The sequence below is a fragment of the Paraburkholderia sp. 32 genome, from assembly GCF_050435345.1.
GTDB lineage: Bacteria > Pseudomonadota > Gammaproteobacteria > Burkholderiales > Burkholderiaceae > Paraburkholderia > Paraburkholderia tuberum.
In genome coordinates, this window is record NZ_JBNDKD010000001.1 from 714,469 (window position 1) to 733,851 (window position 19,383).

10 protein-coding genes and 1 pseudogene are annotated in these 19,383 nt (G+C 65.4%); 8 read left to right on the forward strand and 3 right to left on the reverse strand.

Translation table 11 applies throughout. The annotated features are described in order from the left end of the window. Positions 1–31 precede the first annotated feature (31 nt). From OKW26_RS03335 to acnA, 5 genes and pseudogenes are all read left to right on the forward strand, one after another. Positions 32–1,048 carry an HpcH/HpaI aldolase/citrate lyase family protein gene (locus OKW26_RS03335; RefSeq protein WP_429352670.1) on the forward strand — a complete coding sequence of 339 codons (1,017 nt, stop codon included), beginning with the start codon at positions 32–34 and terminating at the stop codon, positions 1,046–1,048. Positions 1,049–1,102: 54 nt separating this feature from the next. After that, positions 1,103–2,290: a bifunctional 2-methylcitrate synthase/citrate synthase gene (gene prpC, locus OKW26_RS03340; protein ID WP_429352671.1), complete on the forward strand. Its 1,188-nt coding sequence runs from the start codon at positions 1,103–1,105 to the stop codon at positions 2,288–2,290. Positions 2,291–2,391: 101 nt separating this feature from the next. Then, positions 2,392–2,905 (forward strand): annotated as a pseudogene (locus tag OKW26_RS03345) (hypothetical protein). A gap of 24 nt (positions 2,906–2,929) precedes the next feature. Then, complete coding sequence (locus OKW26_RS03350; RefSeq protein ID WP_429352672.1) at positions 2,930–4,381, forward strand: bifunctional 2-methylcitrate dehydratase/aconitate hydratase; 1,452 nt, start codon at positions 2,930–2,932, stop codon at positions 4,379–4,381. Positions 4,382–4,423: 42 nt separating this feature from the next. Then, entirely contained in the window at positions 4,424–7,138 is a 2,715-nt protein-coding gene (gene acnA / locus OKW26_RS03355; RefSeq protein WP_429352673.1) for an aconitate hydratase AcnA, read from the forward strand. Between the two features lie 149 nt (positions 7,139–7,287). On the opposite strand, the gene OKW26_RS03360 is transcribed toward acnA, so the two are convergent. Further along, complete coding sequence (locus OKW26_RS03360; RefSeq protein ID WP_429352674.1) at positions 7,288–11,040, reverse strand: DUF748 domain-containing protein; 3,753 nt, start codon at positions 11,038–11,040, stop codon at positions 7,288–7,290. Between the two features lie 213 nt (positions 11,041–11,253). Further along, positions 11,254–12,672, reverse strand: coding sequence for a DUF1254 domain-containing protein (locus OKW26_RS03365; protein ID WP_429352675.1), 1,419 nt, complete (start codon positions 12,670–12,672; stop codon positions 11,254–11,256). 323 nt (positions 12,673–12,995) lie between these two features. Here OKW26_RS03365 and OKW26_RS03370 point away from each other — a divergent pair, with 323 nt between their 5' ends. From OKW26_RS03370 to OKW26_RS03380, 3 genes are all read left to right on the forward strand, one after another. Continuing rightward, positions 12,996–13,643 carry an FMN-binding negative transcriptional regulator gene (locus OKW26_RS03370; protein WP_090808258.1) on the forward strand — a complete coding sequence of 216 codons (648 nt, stop codon included), beginning with the start codon at positions 12,996–12,998 and terminating at the stop codon, positions 13,641–13,643. 95 nt (positions 13,644–13,738) lie between these two features. Continuing rightward, positions 13,739–16,375 carry a heavy metal translocating P-type ATPase gene (locus OKW26_RS03375; RefSeq protein WP_429352676.1) on the forward strand — a complete coding sequence of 879 codons (2,637 nt, stop codon included), beginning with the start codon at positions 13,739–13,741 and terminating at the stop codon, positions 16,373–16,375. Positions 16,376–16,570: 195 nt separating this feature from the next. Continuing rightward, entirely contained in the window at positions 16,571–18,544 is a 1,974-nt protein-coding gene (locus tag OKW26_RS03380; RefSeq protein WP_429352677.1) for a methyl-accepting chemotaxis protein, read from the forward strand. A gap of 44 nt (positions 18,545–18,588) precedes the next feature. On the opposite strand, the gene OKW26_RS03385 is transcribed toward OKW26_RS03380, so the two are convergent. Beyond that, a complete protein-coding gene (locus OKW26_RS03385; RefSeq protein ID WP_429352678.1) occupies positions 18,589–19,242 on the reverse strand; it encodes a glutathione S-transferase family protein in 654 nt (217 codons plus the stop codon). Between the last annotated feature and the right edge of the window lie 141 nt (positions 19,243–19,383).

Here is a 19,383-nt window from a genome sequence, read left to right on the forward strand (position 1 = left end):
CTTAATTTTCACCACGCCCCACACGCCGAAGATGCGCGTTCTCACACCCGCCGAAGTGCTGTTTGAGGGCGAAGCGCCGCCCGCTGTGCTGCCTGCCTGCGATCACTACGCGGGCAGCGAAAAGCTGATGCTGAAGTCGCTCGCGTTACAGCAGCAACTCGGCCCGGTGTTCGATATCACGCTCGATTGCGAAGACGGCGCGCAGGTCGGCCGCGAGGCCGAGCACGCGGAACTGGTCGCATCGCTACTGGGCACCGGGCATGACCGCTTCGGCCGCGTCGGCGTGCGCATCCACGACTTCGCTCACGCGCACTGGCGCGACGACGTACGCCTCATTCTGCGCGCCGCAAAGCGAGCACCCGCTTACATCACGCTGCCGAAAATCCGCAATGTTCACGATGCCGCCGAAATGATCGCGTTCATCGAGGCGACGCGGCGCGAGCTCGGCCTCGCGCAGCCGGTGCCGGTGCAGTTGCTGGTCGAAACCCACGGCGCGCTTACGCGTGTGTTCGAACTCGCCGCGCTGCCGGGCGTCGAGGCGCTGAGCTTCGGCCTGATGGACTTCGTCTCCGCGCACGACGGCGCGATCCCCGATACCGCGATGCGCTCGCCGGGCCAATTCGATCATCCCCTCGTGCGGCGCGCGAAGCTCGAGATTTCGGCGGCCTGCCATGCGTTCGGCAAGGTGCCGTCGCACAACGTCAGCACCGAAGTGCGCGACATGAGCGTGGTCGCGAACGACGCACAGCGCGCCCGCAACGAGTTCGGCTACACGCGCATGTGGAGCATCCACCCCGCGCAGATCGAGGCGATCGTCGCCGCGTTCGCGCCGCGCGACGAAGAAATCGCGACGGCCGCCGAAATCCTGCTGGCCGCGCAGTCCGCGCATTGGGGCCCGACGCGTCATGGCGATACGCTGCACGACCGTGCGAGCTACCGCTATTACTGGTCGGTGCTGCGCCGCGCACAAACCACCGGCCGCGCTGTTCCACAAGAAGCGGCGCCGCTTTTCGCGCAAGTGGGCGCCAACGGACAGTCGGTGACATAAGCGACGCGTTTTTCAAACGGCAGCGATGAGCCGGCACACAGGAGAAGGCGGAACATGAGCGAGACGACGCAAGCCGCTGGCGCAACAGGCGGCAACGAAACGCAAAGCGGCTTCAAACCGAAAAAATCCGTCGCGCTGTCGGGCGTGACCGCGGGTAATACCGCGCTGTGCACGGTCGGCAAGACCGGCAACGATCTGCACTATCGCGGCTATGACATTCTCGACATCGCCGAGGCGTGCGAATTCGAGGAGATCGCTTATCTGCTGGTCCACGGCAAGCTGCCGACCCAGGCCGAACTGACCGCGTACAAGACGAAGCTGAAGTCGATGCGCGGCCTGCCGGCCAACGTAAAAGCCGCGCTCGAATGGATTCCGGCCGCCGCGCATCCGATGGACGTGATGCGCACCGGCGTGTCGGTGCTCGGCACCGTACTGCCCGAGAAAGACGATCACAACCTGCCCGGCGCGCGCGATATCGCCGACAAACTGATGGCCTCGCTCGGCTCGATGCTGCTGTACTGGTATCACTACTCGCACAACGGCAAGCGCATCGAGGTCGAAACCGACGACGATTCGATCGGCGGTCATTTCCTGCATCTGCTGCACGGCGTCGAGCCGTCGAAGGCGTGGGTCGATGCGATGCACGTGTCGCTGAACCTGTACGCGGAGCACGAGTTCAACGCGTCGACGTTCACCGGCCGCGTGATCGCGGGCACGGGCTCGGACATGTACTCGGCGGTCACCGGCGCGATCGGCGCGCTGCGCGGCCCGAAACACGGCGGCGCCAATGAAGCCGCGTTCGAAATCCAGTCGCGCTACCAGACGCCTGACGAAGCCGAAGCCGACATCCGCCGCCGCGTCGAGAACAAGGAAGTCGTGATCGGCTTTGGCCATCCGGTCTACACGATCTCGGACCCGCGCAGCAAGATCATCAAGGAAGTCGCGAAGAAGCTGTCGAAGGAAGCGGGCAACACGAAACTGTTCTCGATCGCCGAACGGCTCGAATCGGTGATGTGGGACGCGAAGAAGATGTTCCCGAACCTCGACTGGTTCAGCGCGGTGTCGTATCACATGATGGGCGTGCCGACCGCGATGTTCACGCCGCTGTTCGTGATCTCGCGTACGGCAGGATGGAGCGCGCACATCATCGAGCAGCGCGTCGACAACAAGATCATCCGTCCGAGCGCGAATTACACCGGACCCGAGAATTTAAAGTACGTGCCGCTAAATAGGAGAAAATAGCGATCGCTGCGCGCTCCACAGCGCGTGCAGTTCAACCCGCGCGGCCGCCGGACCGGTCGTCCGCGCACTGTTTAACTGATTTTGATAGAAAGGTTTTCTCCATGAAAAAGCTGATGATCGCCGCCATGATTGGCGCCCTGTCCACGACGATGCTGACCGTCGCGACTGACGCCACCGCTGCGGACACGGCCACCACCACGAAGAAGCCGGCCACCAAGGCCGTCGCGAAGCGCCCGGAGCCGCGCGCGCCTGATCAAGCGCAAGCCGAGTCCGGCGAAGGAAGCGAAGGTCGATCCGATCCCGGAAGGCGCTGAAAAGTGGGCGTGCAAGGACGGCCTTGCTTTCGAAATGAAAGGCGACATGAAGCGTGACCAGATTGTCACGGTTCACTGGGCGAACAAGAACTACAACCTGCCGCGCGAAGCGACCACGACGGGCGCCGACCGCTTCCACGATGCAGCATCCGGTATGGACCTCGTCGTGATCCCGACGAAGGCCATGCTGTTCCAGGACAAGGACAGCTCGCGTCTCGCCGACGAGTGCAAGACGGTCGCCATGGAACAGGGCGCGCCGGCTGCAACGCAATCGAACGCGATCAACAAGACCGGCAACTGATTTTCGCCGCCAGGGAAGCCCCCGATGTCCGCCCCGATCTCCAACGTACGACCCGCCCCGGACGCCGTCCTGGCCGAGATCGTCGACTACGTGCTGGATTACCGGATCGACAGCGCGCTCGCGCTGGAAACCGCGCGTCATTGCCTGATCGACACGCTCGGTTGCGGACTCGAGGCGCTTACCTACCCAGCCTGCACCAAGCTGATGGGACCGATCGTGGCAGGCACGATCGTCCCCAACGGCGCGAAGGTGCCGGGCACGTCGTTCCAGCTGGACCCGGTTCAGGCCGCCTTCAACATCGGCGCGATGATCCGCTGGCTCGATTTCAACGACACCTGGCTCGCCGCCGAATGGGGCCATCCGTCCGATAACCTCGGTGGCATTCTCGCGACGGCCGACTGGCTCTCGCGCACCGCCATCGCAGCCGGCAAAGCGCCGCTGACGATGAAAGACGTCCTGATCGCCATGATCAAGGCGCACGAAATTCAAGGCTGCATCGCGCTCGAGAACTCGTTCAACAAGGTCGGGCTCGATCATGTGCTGCTCGTCAAGCTCGCGTCGACCGCCGTGGTCGGCCAGCTGATCGGCCTTACGCGCGACGAGCTGATCAACGCGGGATCGCAGGCGCTCGTCGATGGGCAGGCGCTGCGCACCTACCGTCATGCGCCGAACACCGGTTCGCGCAAATCGTGGGCCGCCGGCGACGCGACCTCGCGCGCCGTGCGCCTCGCGCTGATCTCGAAGACTGGCGAGATGGGCTATCCGTCGGTGCTCAGCGCGAAAACGTGGGGCTTCTACGACGTGCTGTTCAACGGCAACGCGTTCCAGTTCCAGCGTCCGTACGGCTCGTACGTGATGGAAAACGTGCTGTTCAAAATCTCGTTTCCGGCCGAGTTCCACGCGCAAACCGCCGTGGAAGCCGCGCTCGCGCTGCATGTGCAGCTCGCCGCGCAGGGCCGGCGCGTCGAAGACATTCGCCGCATCACGATCCGCACCCACGAAGCGGCGATTCGCATCATCGATAAAAAGGGTCCGTTGAACAATCCGGCTGACCGTGATCATTGCATCCAGTACATGATCGCGGTGCCGCTGATTTTCGGCCGTCTGACGGCTGCCGATTACGAAGATTCAGTCGCGCAGGACTCGCGTATCGATGCATTGCGCGCGAAGATGGAATGCGTCGAAGACCCACAGTTCACGAAGGACTATCACGACCCGGAGAAGCGGTCGATCGCTAACGCACTGACGATCGAATTCAACGACGGGTCGAAGTTCGGTGAAGTCGTAGTCGAATACCCGATCGGTCATCAGCGCCGTCGTGAAGACGGTATTCCGTTGCTGGTCGAGAAGTTCAAGACCAACCTCGCGCGGCGCTTTCCGGTCAAGCAACAACTGGCGATTCTCGACGTATCGCTCGACCAGGCCAAGCTCGAAGCGACGCCGGTCAATGAATACGTCGATCTGTACGTCATCTAGGTTGAGTACTGTAGTTCCGCGATCCAAACCAAGGAAAACACCATGGCCCACAACCTCCACAAAACGCTCAAGGAATTCGACAGCGGTTCCGGCAAAGGCAAGTTCTACTCCCTGCCGCAACTCGGCAAGGCTCTGAACCTCAAGATCGACCGCCTGCCGGTCTCGATCCGTATCGTGCTGGAATCGGTGCTGCGCAACTACGACGGCAAGAAAGTCGCCGAAGAACATGTCACGCAACTCGCGAACTGGAAGCCGACCGCGGCGCGCGTCGACGAAATTCCGTTCGTCGTGTCGCGCGTCGTGCTGCAGGACTTCACCGGCGTGCCGCTGCTCGCCGACATCGCCGCGATGCGCGGCGTCGCGAAGGCCATCGGCAAGAACCCGAAGTCGATCGAGCCGCTGGTGCCGGTCGATCTGGTCGTCGACCACTCGGTGCAGATCGACCACTTCCGCGAGAAGAACGCGCTCGACCTGAACATGAAGCTGGAATTCCAGCGCAACAACGAGCGCTATCAGTTCATGAAGTGGGGCATGCAGGCGTTCGACACGTTCAAGGTCGTGCCGCCGGGCGTCGGCATCGTTCACCAGGTGAACCTCGAGTACCTCGCGCGGGGCGTGCACAAGAAGGCCGACGGCGCGGACACCGTGTACTACCCGGATTCACTGGTCGGCACGGACAGCCACACGACGATGATCAACGGCATCGGCGTGGTCGGCTGGGGCGTGGGCGGTATCGAAGCCGAAGCAGGCATGCTCGGCCAGCCGGTGTACTTCCTGACGCCGGACGTCGTCGGTGTGCACCTGAAGGGCAAGCTGATCGAAGGCGTGACTGCGACCGACCTCGTGCTGACGATCACCGAACTGCTGCGTAAGGAGAAGGTCGTCGGCAAGTTCGTCGAGTTCTTCGGCGAAGGCACGCGCTCGCTGTCGGTGCCGGACCGTGCGACGATCGGCAACATGGCGCCGGAATACGGCGCAACGATGGGCTTCTTCCCGGTCGACGAGAAGACCATCGACTTCTTCCACGGCACGGGCCGCACGGACGCGGAGATCTCCGCGTTCGAAAACTACTTCAAGGCGCAGGAGCTGTTCGGCATTCCGGGCGAAGGCGATATCGATTACACGAAGGTCGTCACGCTGGATCTCGCGACGGTCGCGCCGTCGCTGGCAGGCCCGAAGCGTCCGCAGGACCGCATCGAGATCGGCCACGTGAAGTCGACCTTCACCGACCTGTTCTCGAAGCCGGTCGCCGAAAACGGCTTTGCGAAGAAGGCCGCCGATCTCGACGCGCAATACACGACGAGCAACGGCGTCGACGTCAAGAACGGCGACGTGCTGATCGCCGCGATCACGTCGTGCACGAACACGTCGAACCCGAGCGTGCTGCTGGCCGCCGGTCTGCTTGCGAAGAAGGCTGTCGAAGCTGGCCTGACGGTCGCGCCGCACATCAAGACGTCGCTGGCGCCGGGATCGCGTATCGTCACCGAGTACCTGACGAAGACCGACCTGCTGAAGTACCTCGACAAGCTCGGCTTCACGCTGGCCGCTTACGGCTGCACGACCTGTATCGGCAACGCGGGCGACCTGACGCCGGAACTGAACGACGCGATCACGAAGCACGACATCGTCGCGGCAGCGGTGCTGTCGGGCAACCGTAACTTCGAAGCGCGTATCCACCCGAACATCCGCGCGAACTTCCTCGCGTCGCCGCCGCTCGTCGTGGCATACGCGATCGCCGGCAACATCACGCGCGACCTGATGACCGAGCCGGTCGGCAAGGGCAAGGGCGGCAAGGACGTCTACCTCGGCGACATCTGGCCGACCAGCGAAGAAGTCAACGCGCTGCTGAAGTACGCGATGGATGCCGACGCGTTCCGCAAGAACTACTCGCAGCTCACGAAGAAGGGCGATCTGTGGAGCAAGATCGAGGGCGAAGAAGGTCAGGTCTACGACTGGCCGAAGTCGACCTACATCGCCGAGCCGCCGTTCTTCGGCAAGGACTTCTCGATGACGCCGGCTTCCAGCATCGCGCCGGTCAAGGGCGCACGCGCGTTGGGCATCTTCGGTGACTCGGTCACGACCGACCACATCAGCCCGGCAGGCTCGATCAAGGAAGACTCGCCGGCAGGCCGCTGGTTGAAGGAAAACGGCGTGCAAAAGGCCGACTTCAACAGCTACGGCTCGCGGCGCGGTAACCACGACGTGATGATGCGCGGCACGTTCGCGAACGTCCGTATCAAGAACCTGATGATCCCGGCGAAGGCGGACGGCTCGCGCGTCGAAGGCGGCCTGACGATTCACCAGCCGAGCGGCGAACAGCTGTCCATCTATGACGCAGCGATGAAGTATATCGACGCCGATACGCCGACCGTCGTGTTCGCGGGCGAAGAGTACGGCACGGGCTCGTCGCGCGACTGGGCGGCCAAGGGCACGCAACTGCTGGGCGTGAAGGCTGTGGTCGCACGCAGCTTCGAGCGGATCCATCGTTCGAACCTGGTCGGCATGGGCGTTCTGCCGCTGCAGTTCAAGGGCTCGGATAGCGTGCAGTCGCTCGGCATCACCGGCGAAGAAACCTACGACATCGAAGACCTCGGCGACGACTTCAAGCCGCAACAGGAAGTCACGCTCGTGATCCACGGCAAGGACGGCGACAAGCGCGTTCCGGTGCTGCTGCGTATCGACACGCCGATCGAAGTCGACTACTACAAGCACGGCGGGATTCTGCCGTTCGTGCTGCGCTCGCTGCTGGCTGCTTAAGCCGCGCGGCAACGCATACAGCCTCGCTGTTTTGCAGGGGCTGCGTCCTGTGGAGGGCGCAGCCGACTTTGAAGCCCGACCTCAGGTCGGGCTTTTTTTTATCGGCTCGCCGAACGCCACGGCTCGCGCGCCGCGCCGCGACTCCTCCATCACTTCAAGCCGAAATCGACCCGCGTCGTCGCACCCTTGTCCTTGATGTCGTCGGCATTCATCTTCGGCGCGACGATAAACACGCGGCTGCTGTCGATCTTGCCTTGCAGGTACTGCTGCACACTCTGCGCGCGCCGCTGCGCGAGTTGCCGCAAGCTCGCGTCGTCGATCGGCGCGTTGGCCGCGAGCGCGCTCTTCATGTCGTCGTCGGGCAGCGTCTTCGTCATGCCGATGAAGTTGTGCGGCTTCTTGAAGTCGGAGGACTTGTAGGCCTTGGTCAGATATTTGTCGTACTCTTTCTGATCGACCGTGACCGTCGACGGATCGACGCTCTCACCATTACCCACCGTGTCCTTGATCTTCTGCCGCTTGACCATCTGATCGACGTACTGCGTGCGCAGCGCCGGCTCGTCGACCTTCGGATCGACGCGTCCGATCAGGTCCATGCGGATCGACGGCTTGTCGGTGAGTGCCTTCACGATCGTGTCGAGTTTCTGCTTGTCGGCATCGGTGAGCGTCGCCGAGCCGGCCTCGAATTCGACGTAACCGAGGTCCTCACCATTGCCGCCGAACGCGTGCGCGATCAGCGTGAACGGCGCGGTCACCGCCTTTTCGAGCAGATTGAGCACCGCATGCCAGATCAGCCCGCCGATGCTGAACTCGGGGTTCGACAACGAGCCCGACACTGGCAGGTTCACGTCGATCTCGCCGCGCGAGTTCTTCAGCAGCGAGATCGCGAAACGCACCGGCAGTTTGGTCGCGGTGTCGTTGTCGATGTGATCGCCGAATGTCAGTTGATCGATGAACAGGTGGTTGTTCGCGTTCAGCTGGTCGTTCTCGAGGTTGTAATGCAAATCGACGTTGAGCTTGCCCTTCGTGATCGGATAGCCCGCGTATTTCGCCGAATACGGCGTCAGGTTGGTCAGCTCGATGTCGTGCGCGCTCGCGGTCAGATCGAGCGCCGGTTTCGCGATCAGCGGATTGATGGTGCCGCGGATCGTCAGCGGACCGTTGGCCGCGAGCTTCGCTGCCACGTCGACCGGCGCGGGCGTCGTCGATTCCGTACCGAACGCGCCGATCGTGCCCTGAATGGCGACAAGGTTCGCCGTGTAGTTCGGCTTGACGAAGTTGTCGGTATAGGTCACGCGGCCCTGCTGCAACACCAGTTGCCCGACGTGCATCTTGACCGGGTTTGCTGGCGGCGTCGCGGCCGTGGCGCTGGCGACGGCCGTGGCGGCAGGCTTGCCGGGCGTTGCAGCAGATGCCGCGACTGCCTCAGACACCGCCTCGGGCGTCAGCGGAATCGGGTGCGAGCCGCTCTTGTCGCGCGTCAGCGACTGCGTCGTACCGCCCTCGTGCGCGACCACATCCTTCAGATTCAGCTTGCCTTGCGCGTCGAGCAGTACACGCCCATAGAACTTCGAGAACGTCACGCGGCCCGCGTCGACGACGGTGCCGTGCTCGTCGTAATCGGCCTTCAGGTTCGACAGCGCGAGCGATCCCCAGCCCGCGAACGGGTCCGACGTCACCTTGTCGAGCATGCGCACGGCGACGAGCGCCATGTCGCCGCGAAAGTTCGCTTTCAGCGACTTAGCCTGGGTGACCGCGAGATCGCCGTTCGCGTTCAGCAGCGCGCTTGCGAGCGTCGCGTTCAGCTTGCTGCCGAAGTACGGCTCGAACGCGGCCGCGTCGAGCTGGTTCGCGTTGATCTTGACGGCCAGCTTTAGCGGCGTCGCGGTCACGTCGCCCTTCACAGCGAGCGTGCCCTTCTTGTTCAACGTCGCCTGCAGGTCGACCGGCAGCGGACGGCCCAAGTCGTCGCTGATCTGCCGCACCTTCAGCTGCACCGGCGTAAAGCTCAGCTTGACCGGCTGCGGCGTCGTGTTGTCGGTGAAATCGGCGGTCGCGTCTTTGAGCGTCAATTCGGCGATCTTGTAGCGCCATGCCGGGCCTTCGGCCTGCGCTTGTTTCGCCGCGTGGATCGCCGTGCGCTCCGTCGCCTGTTGATGCGCCCTCGCGAGCGCGTCCAGATTGATGGTGCCGTCCTTCAGGCGCTGCGCGTCGACCGCGAGACCGGTTACGTCTACGCTCGTCACGTCGGCCGTGCGCGCCGCGACGTCGACCTGTTTGACTACCACGTTGCCCTGCGCGAGCGAGATCACCGGCGTCTTGCCGCCGCGCGCCGCGAGCTTCACCGCCTGCATGTCCAGCTGCGTGTCCGCGACCGTCAGCGCCATCGGCGACTTCGACCAGTTCGCGTCGATATTCGTCGTCGCGGACAACGCGCCGTCGAGCACCTGCGCGGACGTCGCGGTATCCAGATACGGCTGCAACGGCGGCAGCTTCAGCGACTTCAGAACGAGCTTCGCGCTCGCCGTCTTCGCCGCGAGGCCGACCGTGCCGTCGGCGGCGAGCGAACCGCCGCTGTTCTTCAGGTTCGTGTTCAGCGTGTAGTGCGCTGGCGCCGACGCGAGCGTCGAGAAATCGGTCAGCGTAACCGCGAGGTTTTGCAGCCCGGCTTCTACCGGATGCGACACGGCTTCGTCGTGTACGTTCACGGTGCCGTCGTTGAGGGTGAAACGTTTGATCGCGACGTCGAACGGCGGGGCCGCCTTTTCGGCGGCGGCGGTTTTGGCGTTGGCATTCGCGTCCGCGGTTTCCTTTGCGGTGGTTTTTTCCGGCGCGGGCGCGAACATATGCTCGACGCTCAATACGCCGTCCTTGTCGCGCGCGAGGCTCGCGCTCGGCGCGTCGATGCGGATGTCGTCGAAGTGATAGATGCTCTTCAACGGTTCGAGCGATGCCGCCGCCACATGCACGGCGCGCGCCGCGAAAAACGGCGCCTTGCCCTGATCCTGCACGTTGACGTCGTTCAGATCGACGGTGCCGGCGACGCGCAGCGACGGCGTGTCGTTCGACATCTCGAAGTTCAGCTTCAGGTCGGTGGACAGCTTGCCCGACTGCACGATCACCGGCAGCTTCGACGGCGCGTAAGACACCAGCTTCGGCACGTCGAGCTCGTCGAAACGCAGCGACACTTCCGACTCGCGCGACGCCGCGAACGGCTTGGTCCTGCCGTCGATCGCGAGCTGACTGTCGCCGTCGATGCGCGCGCGCAGCAGCGGCTCGACGAAGATATCGGTCTTCGACGGCAGCGTCGCGATGAACGGAATGCCGAGCTTCCATTGATCGATCACGTGGCTCGTGCCGAGCAGCCGGTCGTCGAACCTGATCTGGCCGTTTTCGACACGAATGTTGGAAACGGAGAACTGCGTCGGCTTGCTATTCGGTTTTGCCGGCTGATTCGCGAATTTCTCGATCAGGTCGCTGAAATTGAAGTGCTGCGCATCGAGGCGAACGATATGAAAGCGCGGCGAATCGACCTGCACTTCGTCGACGATGGGCGCGCCGCGAAACAGCGAACTCCACGACGGCTTCACGATGAGCCGCGAAATATCGACGAAGTCGCCCGCGCCGCCGCGCTCGCCGATATGCACGTTGTCGGCCTCGAAACGCAGTGTGTACGGATTGAGCGCGATGCGGCCGATCGACGCCGGCCGGTCGAGCTGCTTGCTCAGTTGCTGGCTGGCGATGTGGCGAATCAGCGGCGGCGCCGCGAAAAAACCGAGCAGACCGAACAGGACGACGAAGATCAGCAGACCGACGAGAATCCGTCGCGTACGGCGCGACTGCGCGACTGCGCGCACGGTCTGTATGGAGGAGGCTAACGATGCTTTATTGAGGCTTGCCATGCTCGATGTGGAGGAATGCGGCGGCAAGCCCGCCGCGAAAAACAGAGATCCCGCAAGCGGCAGTATAAGGCGTGAATCAATGGTTAGACAGGAATGTCAGGCCCGCCTTGACGATTCGTGCTGCTGACTGACTGGCTTTCCCGCGAACGAGATTTTCGCGAGCGTCAGATAACGAAACCGGACGGCGCGCGGTTTGCCCGCGCGCCGTTCACGTCATTGCCGCACGACCGGCGGCGGCTGCCAGCTGCCGTCGGTGGCTTGCGGCTTCGGCGCATACAGGCGTAGCACCAGTTGCATGTCCGCGCGCGGTGCGGGCAGCCAGTTACCGGTCCGGCTGCGCGTCGACGACACGACCACGTCGAGCGAACCATCGCGATTGCGGCGCGCGCCATTGCGATCGCCAACCGCGAGCCGCGCCGGCGCGTTCTCGCTCAGCGCGCCATCCTTCGTATACGCGGTGATCGTCCAGAAACCGCGCACCGGCGGCAGCTGGTTCGCCGCGAAGTGGATCACATAGCGATTCGCGCCGTTCAGCGTGTTGCCGTCGCTGTCCTGCGTGACGAACGCGCGTACTTCGTCGTCCTTCGTACCGAGGCCCAACTGTGTGCTCGCCGCATACGCGCGCAACCCATAGTCGGGACCGTAGTTGCCGACGGCATCGCCGAACCAGCTCCAGCCGTTCGCGCTCAGCAGATTCGACGGCGGCGTCGCGAGGCGATCGCGACCGTCGGCGAGACCGGCCGCGAGCGCATCGGATGAGTTCGGCAGCTTCACAGGATCGCCCGGCGTCACGCCGAGATCGGCGAGAAATTTGAGCGCGTGCGGATCGGCCGGTGTCGGCGGATTGTCAGGCAACGCGTCGGCGAGACGGCCGAAGAAGCCGCTCGCGTCGAGCGCGGCGACCTGCTGCGCCGGCGTGCCGCTCGGGCCCGCGACGCCGCTTGCGTAACCGCGCGGCGGCACCGCCGGCTCCGCGTCGCCGACGAACACGCTCAGCGGCTCCAGACGGATCGCGTGCTGCAGCTTGCGCACCGCGTTCAGATCGCGCGCGCCGTTCGACTGGATGCGCACGCTGATCCATGCGTTGCGCGTCGGCACGTCGACGCGCTTTGCGCCCTTCGGCAGTTCGCCCTTCCAGCCCGGTGCGACGAACGCGATCGTCTGCGCGCGCAAGCCCTTCGCGGTGCCCGTGCCCGCGGCGAACTGCGGCCCGGTCGACCACGCGACGTTGGTCCACATGTCGAGCACGCGCGCATCGACGTAACGGCCATGCGAATCAGGTAGCGCCAGGATCACCGGCTCGGCGGCAAGGTCGAGCCAGCCGGTCGAGTCGAGCGTGTCGAGGCTCGGCTGCGGCGGATTGGTCGCGCCGATCGGCGGCAGCGCCTGCGCGTGACGCAGCGTGTTGAAAGGCGCCTGACCCGGCTCGGTGCCGACCGCCGCATCGCGCGCGGCGCTCATCAGCACGAGCGGATAGCCGAATACGTAGGAGTCGGCGACTTCGTCCTTGATCCAGCCGGTGGGTTGTTGCGTCGCGGTGGGGGTCGACGCACAGCTGGCCAGCAGTGCCAGACCCGCGAGCGACGCGCAGGTTCGTTGAAGCAAAAACAGTTCTCGGAGATTTTTTATCATTCGTTCAGAGTGCGGAACGTGCAGTCCTATGGGGGATGCCGGTGTGCAGCGCCTGGTGCATGCGCGGTTCTCCCGAAACACTGCGCAGCGAGTCCGCGGATTGCGATTCCGACAACATCGCGTTGTATCGTATCCTTGCTAGCCAGGCAAGCACAAAGCAGGGAATTTTGGCTGACAGCGCGCAGGCGCGTCACCGATGTGAAAATCGGCGTCGCTGTCACATTATGTTCCCGCGCCATGCTTTTTGGATTCGCGCATTCGTCGATCCGACAGCTTGGCCGTTCGCCTCCACTCTTTCGTCGTCCTGCATTCGGAATACTTCAATGTACATGCCCGCCCATTTCGAAGAGAACCGTCCAGGGGTTCTTCATCGCCTGATCGCCGAGCACCCGTTCGGCGCGCTGATTACGCACGGCCCCAACGGGCTCGATGCGAATCATCTGCCGTTCGAGGCGCAGGCGGATGCGGCGGATTCGTCACGTCTGGTGCTGCGCGCGCACGTCGCGCGGGCGAACCCCGTCTGGCAGGAAGCCGCGACCCATCCCGAAGCGCTCGTGATCTTCCAGGGGCCGACCGCGTATATTTCCCCGAGTTGGTATCCGAGCAAACACGAAACGCACAAGCAGGTGCCGACCTACAACTATATGGTCGTGCATGCACATGGCAGGATCGTGGTGCATGACGATGAATCGTTCGTGCGCGGTCTCGTCGCGCGACTCACGCGCGAGATGGAAGCCGGCGAGCCGGTGCCATGGAAGATGGGCGACGCGCCCGCCGACTACATCGCGCAGATGCTCGGCGCGATCGTCGGTATGGAGATCGAGGTAACGCGGCTCGTCGGCAAATGGAAGCTCGGGCAGAACAAGGCGGCCGAAGACCGGCGCGGCGCCGCGCAAACGCTGCTCGCGCGCGACGGCGATCAACAGAAGGCGGTGGGACAGGCGATGCTCGATGCGCCGCCGGCGTTCTGACGGCGGCCGCATAATCCGGCCTTGACCTTCCCGTCATGGGAAGGTCGATACTGGATTCACTATGCGGCCCAATGCCGCCACGAGCCTCGCCTGCCATGACCGCACTTGCCAACCCGCAGCGCCCCGCCGACGCTGCCGCTTCTTCTTCGCCCACGCGCGTCGTCGAACTCGATATCGGCGGGATGACTTGCGCGTCGTGCGCGAGCCGCGTCGAGAAAGCACTGACCAGGCTGCCGGGAGTGGCGCGCGCGTCGGTGAATCTCGCGACCGAGCGCGCCCGCGTGGAAAGCGACGCGACGCTCGGGCCTCAGCAACTGGCCGATGCCGTGCGCAAGGCCGGATACGAAGCGACGCCGGTCGCGAACGCCGAGCTTGCCGCGCCAAGCGCGACGCAAACCGCGACACCCGCCGCGACGCCGGGAACCATTGAACTGGAGATTGGCGGCATGACCTGCGCAGCCTGCGCGTTGCGCGTCGAAAAAGCGCTCGCGAAGGTGCCTGGGGTCGCGCGCGCGTCGGTCAATCTGGCGACCGAAACCGCCACCGCTCATCCGCAAGGCACCGCATCCGCCGATACCGGCGCGCTGATCGCCGCCGTCAGGAAAGCTGGCTACGAAGCGACGTTGAGCGCGCTGCCCGCTGCTGCCGCTCCAGCCGAGACAACGGCCACTATCGCCGCGTCCGGCAACGAAAGCGACATCCTCGACACGACCCGCGCCCCCGGCGTCGACCGCAAGCGGATTCAAACCCGCCGCGACCTCGCGAGCGTCGTTGCGTCCGCGCTGCTGACGCTGCCGCTCGTCGCACCGATGTTCGGCGAATGGTTCGGCCTCCACGCGATGCTGCCAGCCTGGCTGCAATTCGTGCTCGCGTCGATCGTGCAGTTCGTATTCGGCGCGCGCTTCTATCGCGCAGCCTGGCGCGCGGTGCGCGCCGGCGCGGGCAACATGGACCTGCTGGTCGCGCTCGGCACATCGGCGGCGTACGGAATCAGCGTCTACGAACTCGCGATGCATCCGGCCGACACGATGCATCTGTACTTCGAGGCATCGGCGGTCGTGATCACGCTGGTGCGCTTCGGCAAGTGGCTCGAGGCGCGCGCCAAGCGCCAGACCACCGACGCGATCCGCGCGCTCAACGCGCTGCGCCCCGAGCGCGCGCGCCTCCGCGACGGCGCCGGCGAACGCGAGGTGCCGCTCGCGCAGGTGCGGGTCGGCACCGTCGTGATCGTGCGGCCGGGCGAGCGCGTACCGGTCGACGGCGCGGTGCTCGAAGGCCGCACGCATATCGACGAAGCGCTGATCACCGGCGAAAGCCTGCCGGTGCCGAAGCAGACCGGCGACGCCGTCACGGCCGGCTCGATCAACGGCGAAGGCGCGCTCGTGGTGACGACCACCGCGATCGGCGCGGAGACGACACTGGCGCGCATCATCCGGCTCGTCGAAAGCGCGCAGGCCGAGAAGGCGCCGATCCAGCGGCTCGTCGACCGCGTCAGCGAAGTCTTCGTGCCGACGATTCTCGCGCTCGCCGCGCTGACGCTGATCGGCTGGCTGCTCGCCGGCGCGGGCGCGGAAACCGCGATCCTGAACGCGGTCGCGGTGTTGGTGATCGCCTGCCCGTGCGCGCTCGGCCTCGCGACGCCCGCCGCGATCATGGCCGGCACCGGCGTCGCCGCGCGCCACGGCGTGCTGATCAAGGACGCGGAAGCGCTGGAAATCGCGCATCGCGTGTCGATTGTCGCGTTCGACAAAACCGGCACGCTGACGCTCGGCCAACCATCGGTAACGGCGTTCGAGCCGATCGGCGGCTTGAGCCGCGACCAAGCGGTCGCGCTCGCGGCGGCGGTGCAGCGGCATAGCGATCATCCGCTCGCGCGGGCGGTGATGCGCGCGCACGAGGCTCAACTCGGGCAAATGGCCGGCGAACACGAGGGCGGGCCAAGCGCCACCGCCGCTCGCGCCGTCGCCGGCCGGGGCGTCGAAGCCCACGTCGACGGCCGCACGCTCGCCCTCGGCAGCACGCGCTGGCTGCGCGAGCTCGACATCGCGCTGCCGAGCGCGCTTGCCGCGCGCGCGCAGGAACTCGAAGCGGCGGGCAACACGGTGTCGTGGCTGATGACGCGCGCGCCTCACGCCCCCGAAGCGCTCGCACTGATCGCGTTCGGCGACACGGTGAAGCCGACCGCGCGCGCGGCCGTCGCGCGGCTCGCGCAGATGGGCATCCGCAGCGTGCTCGTGACTGGCGACAACCGCGGCAGTGCGGCGAGCGTCGCGCGGGCGCTCGGCATCGACGAATTCCACGCCGAGGTGCTGCCCGACGACAAGGCCCGCGTGATCCGCGACCTGAAGATGCGCCACGCCGGCATCGTCGCGATGGCGGGCGACGGCATCAACGACGCGCCCGCGCTCGCCGCCGCCGACATCGGCATCGCGATGGCGAGCGGCACCGACGTCGCCATGCACGCCGCCGGCATCACGCTGATGCGCGGCGACCCGGCGCTCGTCGCCGACGCGATCGACATCTCCCGCAGAACGTGGCGCAAGATCCAGCAGAACCTGTTCTGGGCATTCGTCTACAACCTGATCGGCATTCCGCTGGCCGCGTTCGGCTTGCTGAATCCGATGCTCGCGGGCGCGGCGATGGCGTTTTCGAGCGTCAGCGTCGTCACCAATGCGTTGTTGTTGCGGACGTGGCGAAGCGCGCCCGGCCGAACCGTCGATCCGGTGCGCTGAGCAACGCAGCAACACCTTCGGCATTCCGCCTCGTCCCTTTTTCGGGGCCGGTTTTTTGTGGCCCCTTTCAGCCTATTACGGGCGGCTTTCAGTCGCCCTAAAGCCGCCGTCTCCCGAGCCGTAAACCAGTAAATCGATGCCGTTCGCGGCCATGCCCGACGCGCGCGTCGCCCGTCCCCCTTTTCGCGCCTGCCCATGAACTCTCTCTTCTTGCGCCGCGCCAGCGTCGGCGCGCGGCTTGCCGTGCTCTCGTGCGTGCTGGTCGCGTTGATTTTCAGCACGTTCGCGTGGGCGCTCGCACGCGCCGTCGGCGACCAGGTACGCGACCAGGTGCTCGCCCGCATCGCCGAAAAAGACCGCTCGATCGCCGCGATGATCGAGCTGTTCGACAAGGCGCTGTCGGCCGAAGTCGATCGGTCGATGGCGCTGTTCGCGAGCTTCCTGCCCACCGACTTCTCGCTCGACGACACGCAGAAAGTCGACATCGGGAACACCGCGACGCCGACTTTCAAGGCCGGCGGCAAGGTGCTGAATCTCGACTTCACGATTCCCGACCAGTTCCTCGAACGCAGCGGCGCGGTCGCGACCGTGTTTGCGCGCAGCGGCGACGACTTCGTGCGCGTGACCACCTCGCTGAAGAAGCAGGACGGCACCCGAGCGGTCGGCACGCTGCTCGACCGCAAGGGGCCAGCGTATGCGCCGCTGCTCGCGAACCGCTCGTACACCGGCCTCGCCATGCTGTTCGGCAAGCGCATGATCACGCAGTACCGGCCGATCGCCGACGCGAGCGGCCGCGTGATCGGCGCGCTGTTCGTCGGCGTCGACGTGGACAAGGAGATCCAGTCGGTCCAGGACGGCATCCACGCGCTGAAGATCGGCGCGAGCGGCTATTACTTCGTGCTCGACGCGTCGAGCGGCGCGGAGCGCGGCAAGCTGCTCGTGCATCCGGCCGCCGCGGGCCAGAAAGCCGACGACGCCAACGCGCCGTATCAGCGCATGCTCGACATGAAGCAGGGCGAGCTCGACTACCGCTCGGCCGACGCGATGCTCGGCGAGAGCGACGCGCGCGACAAGTTCGTGTCGTTCGTCACGGTGCCGGAGTGGCAGTGGCTCGTCGGCGGCGTCGCGCCGCGCGACGAAGTGATGGCCGAGGTCGTGCGCACCCGCAACGCCTTCCTGCTGCTCGGCCTCGCGCTGGTCGGCCTGTTCGCGATCGTGTTCCTTGTCGCGGTGCGGCGGCTCGTCAGCCGTCCGCTCGACGAAGCCGCGCGTGCGTCGGAGCGTCTCGCCGCGGGCGATCTGAGCGTGCGCGTCGCGCAGCACGGCCGCGCGCGCGCCGACGAGATCGGCCGCCTGATGCTGGCGATCGACGGCATCGGCGAAGGCCTCGCGCGCATCGTCGCGCAGGTGCGCAACGCGTCGGCCGACATGTCGGCGGGCACCGAGAAAATCGCCACCGGTAGCGGCAACATCGCGATGCGCATCGCGACCCAGGCGAGCAGCCTCGAAGAGACCGCGGCGAGCATGGAGCAGATCACGTCGACCGTGCAGCAGAATGCCGATCACGCGACCGAAGCGAACACCCTCGTCACCCACGCCGCCGACGCCGCGCTCGAAGGCGGCCGCGCGGTCGAGCGCGTGGTGTCGACGATGGGCGAGATCGGCCGCTCGTCGCAGAAGATCGCCGAGATCACGACGGTGATCGAGGGCATCGCCTTCCAGACCAACATCCTCGCGTTGAACGCGGCCGTCGAGGCGGCGCGCGCGGGCGAGCACGGCAAGGGCTTCGCGGTCGTCGCGTCGGAAGTGCGCGCGCTCGCGCAGCGCAGCGCGGCGGCGGTGAAGGAGATCGAGGGGGTGATCGCGGCGTCGAGCGCGAACGTCGACAGCGGTTTTCGCATCGCCGAAGAAGCGAGCGCGACGATGCAGGGAATCGTCACTCAGGTCGGTCAGGTCCGCGCGATCATGAGCGAGATCAATGTCGCGTCGCGCGAGCAGTCGGGCGGCATCGAGCAGGTCAACCTGGCGGTCACGCAGATCGGCGAGGCGACGCAGCAGAATGCGACGATCGTCGTCGATGCGGAAGCCGCGGCGGCCGAGTTGCGCGAGCAGGCTGCGCGGCTCGCGCAGCTGGTCAGCGTGTTCAAGCTCGAAGGCGAGCGCGGCTGACGGATCTGCTTGATGTGGACGGCGGCGGACGGCGGCCGCCGCGCTCAGAACTCGACGTCCAGTTCATCGATCTCCTCGACCTCCTGACGCGCGAGCGCGATCCACTCGCGCATTTCGGGCAGCGCCATGATGCGCTGCCCGTATTCGACCATATCCGGATCGAGTTGCACGTCATAGGTCACGAAACGCGTAACCACCGGTGCGTACATCGCGTCCGCGGCGGTCCGCTCGCCGAACAGGAACGGGCCGCCGTACTCCTTCAGACATTCACGCCAGATCGTCACGATCCGCTCGATATCCGATTGCGCGCGCGCCCATACCTTGAAGCCCGGGAAATGCGCCTTCAGGTTCATCGGCAGCGCCGAGCGCAACGACGCAAACCCCGAATGCATCTCGCCGCAGATAGCGCGGCAATGCGCGCGGGCGCGGATCTCGTGCGGCAACAGCGCGGCTTGCGGCTTCAGCTCGTGCAGATATTCGGCGATCGCCAGCGTGTCCCAGACCTTGACGCCGTCGTGCACGAGGCATGGCACCAGAATCGACGGCGACAGCAGCAGTAGTTCGGCGCGCGCCGCGGGGTCGTCGATCGGCACCACGATTTCTTCGAACGGCAAGCCGCTGAACTTCGTCAGCAGCCAGCCGCGCAGCGACCACGACGAATAATTCCTGCTGCTTATCGTGAGCGTAGTATTTCCCATACGTGTGTCCTCCAGATCGGGCATCGCGCCGCGCGTGCCTGCGCCCATGCACGCCGCGGTGCGCGCGCGCACCAAAGCGCGGCAAGGCCGGCCCATTTCGCCTATGCACGCAAGTGATATGCCGACCCACGCAGATATGAC

What these genes read in the sequence shown, in the direction of transcription:
- OKW26_RS03335 (WP_429352670.1), top strand. Translation starts at nt 32, where the DNA reads ATGCGCGTTCTCACACCCGCCGAAGTGCTGTTTGAGGGCGAAGCGCCG.
- prpC (WP_429352671.1), top strand. Translation starts at nt 1,103, where the DNA reads ATGAGCGAGACGACGCAAGCCGCTGGCGCAACAGGCGGCAACGAAACG.
- OKW26_RS03350 (WP_429352672.1), top strand. Translation starts at nt 2,930, where the DNA reads ATGTCCGCCCCGATCTCCAACGTACGACCCGCCCCGGACGCCGTCCTG.
- acnA (WP_429352673.1), top strand. Translation starts at nt 4,424, where the DNA reads ATGGCCCACAACCTCCACAAAACGCTCAAGGAATTCGACAGCGGTTCC.
- OKW26_RS03360 (WP_429352674.1), bottom strand. Translation starts at nt 11,040, where the DNA reads ATGGCAAGCCTCAATAAAGCATCGTTAGCCTCCTCCATACAGACCGTG.
- OKW26_RS03365 (WP_429352675.1), bottom strand. Translation starts at nt 12,672, where the DNA reads ATGATAAAAAATCTCCGAGAACTGTTTTTGCTTCAACGAACCTGCGCG.
- OKW26_RS03370 (WP_090808258.1), top strand. Translation starts at nt 12,996, where the DNA reads ATGTACATGCCCGCCCATTTCGAAGAGAACCGTCCAGGGGTTCTTCAT.
- OKW26_RS03375 (WP_429352676.1), top strand. Translation starts at nt 13,739, where the DNA reads ATGACCGCACTTGCCAACCCGCAGCGCCCCGCCGACGCTGCCGCTTCT.
- OKW26_RS03380 (WP_429352677.1), top strand. Translation starts at nt 16,571, where the DNA reads ATGAACTCTCTCTTCTTGCGCCGCGCCAGCGTCGGCGCGCGGCTTGCC.
- OKW26_RS03385 (WP_429352678.1), bottom strand. Translation starts at nt 19,242, where the DNA reads ATGGGAAATACTACGCTCACGATAAGCAGCAGGAATTATTCGTCGTGG.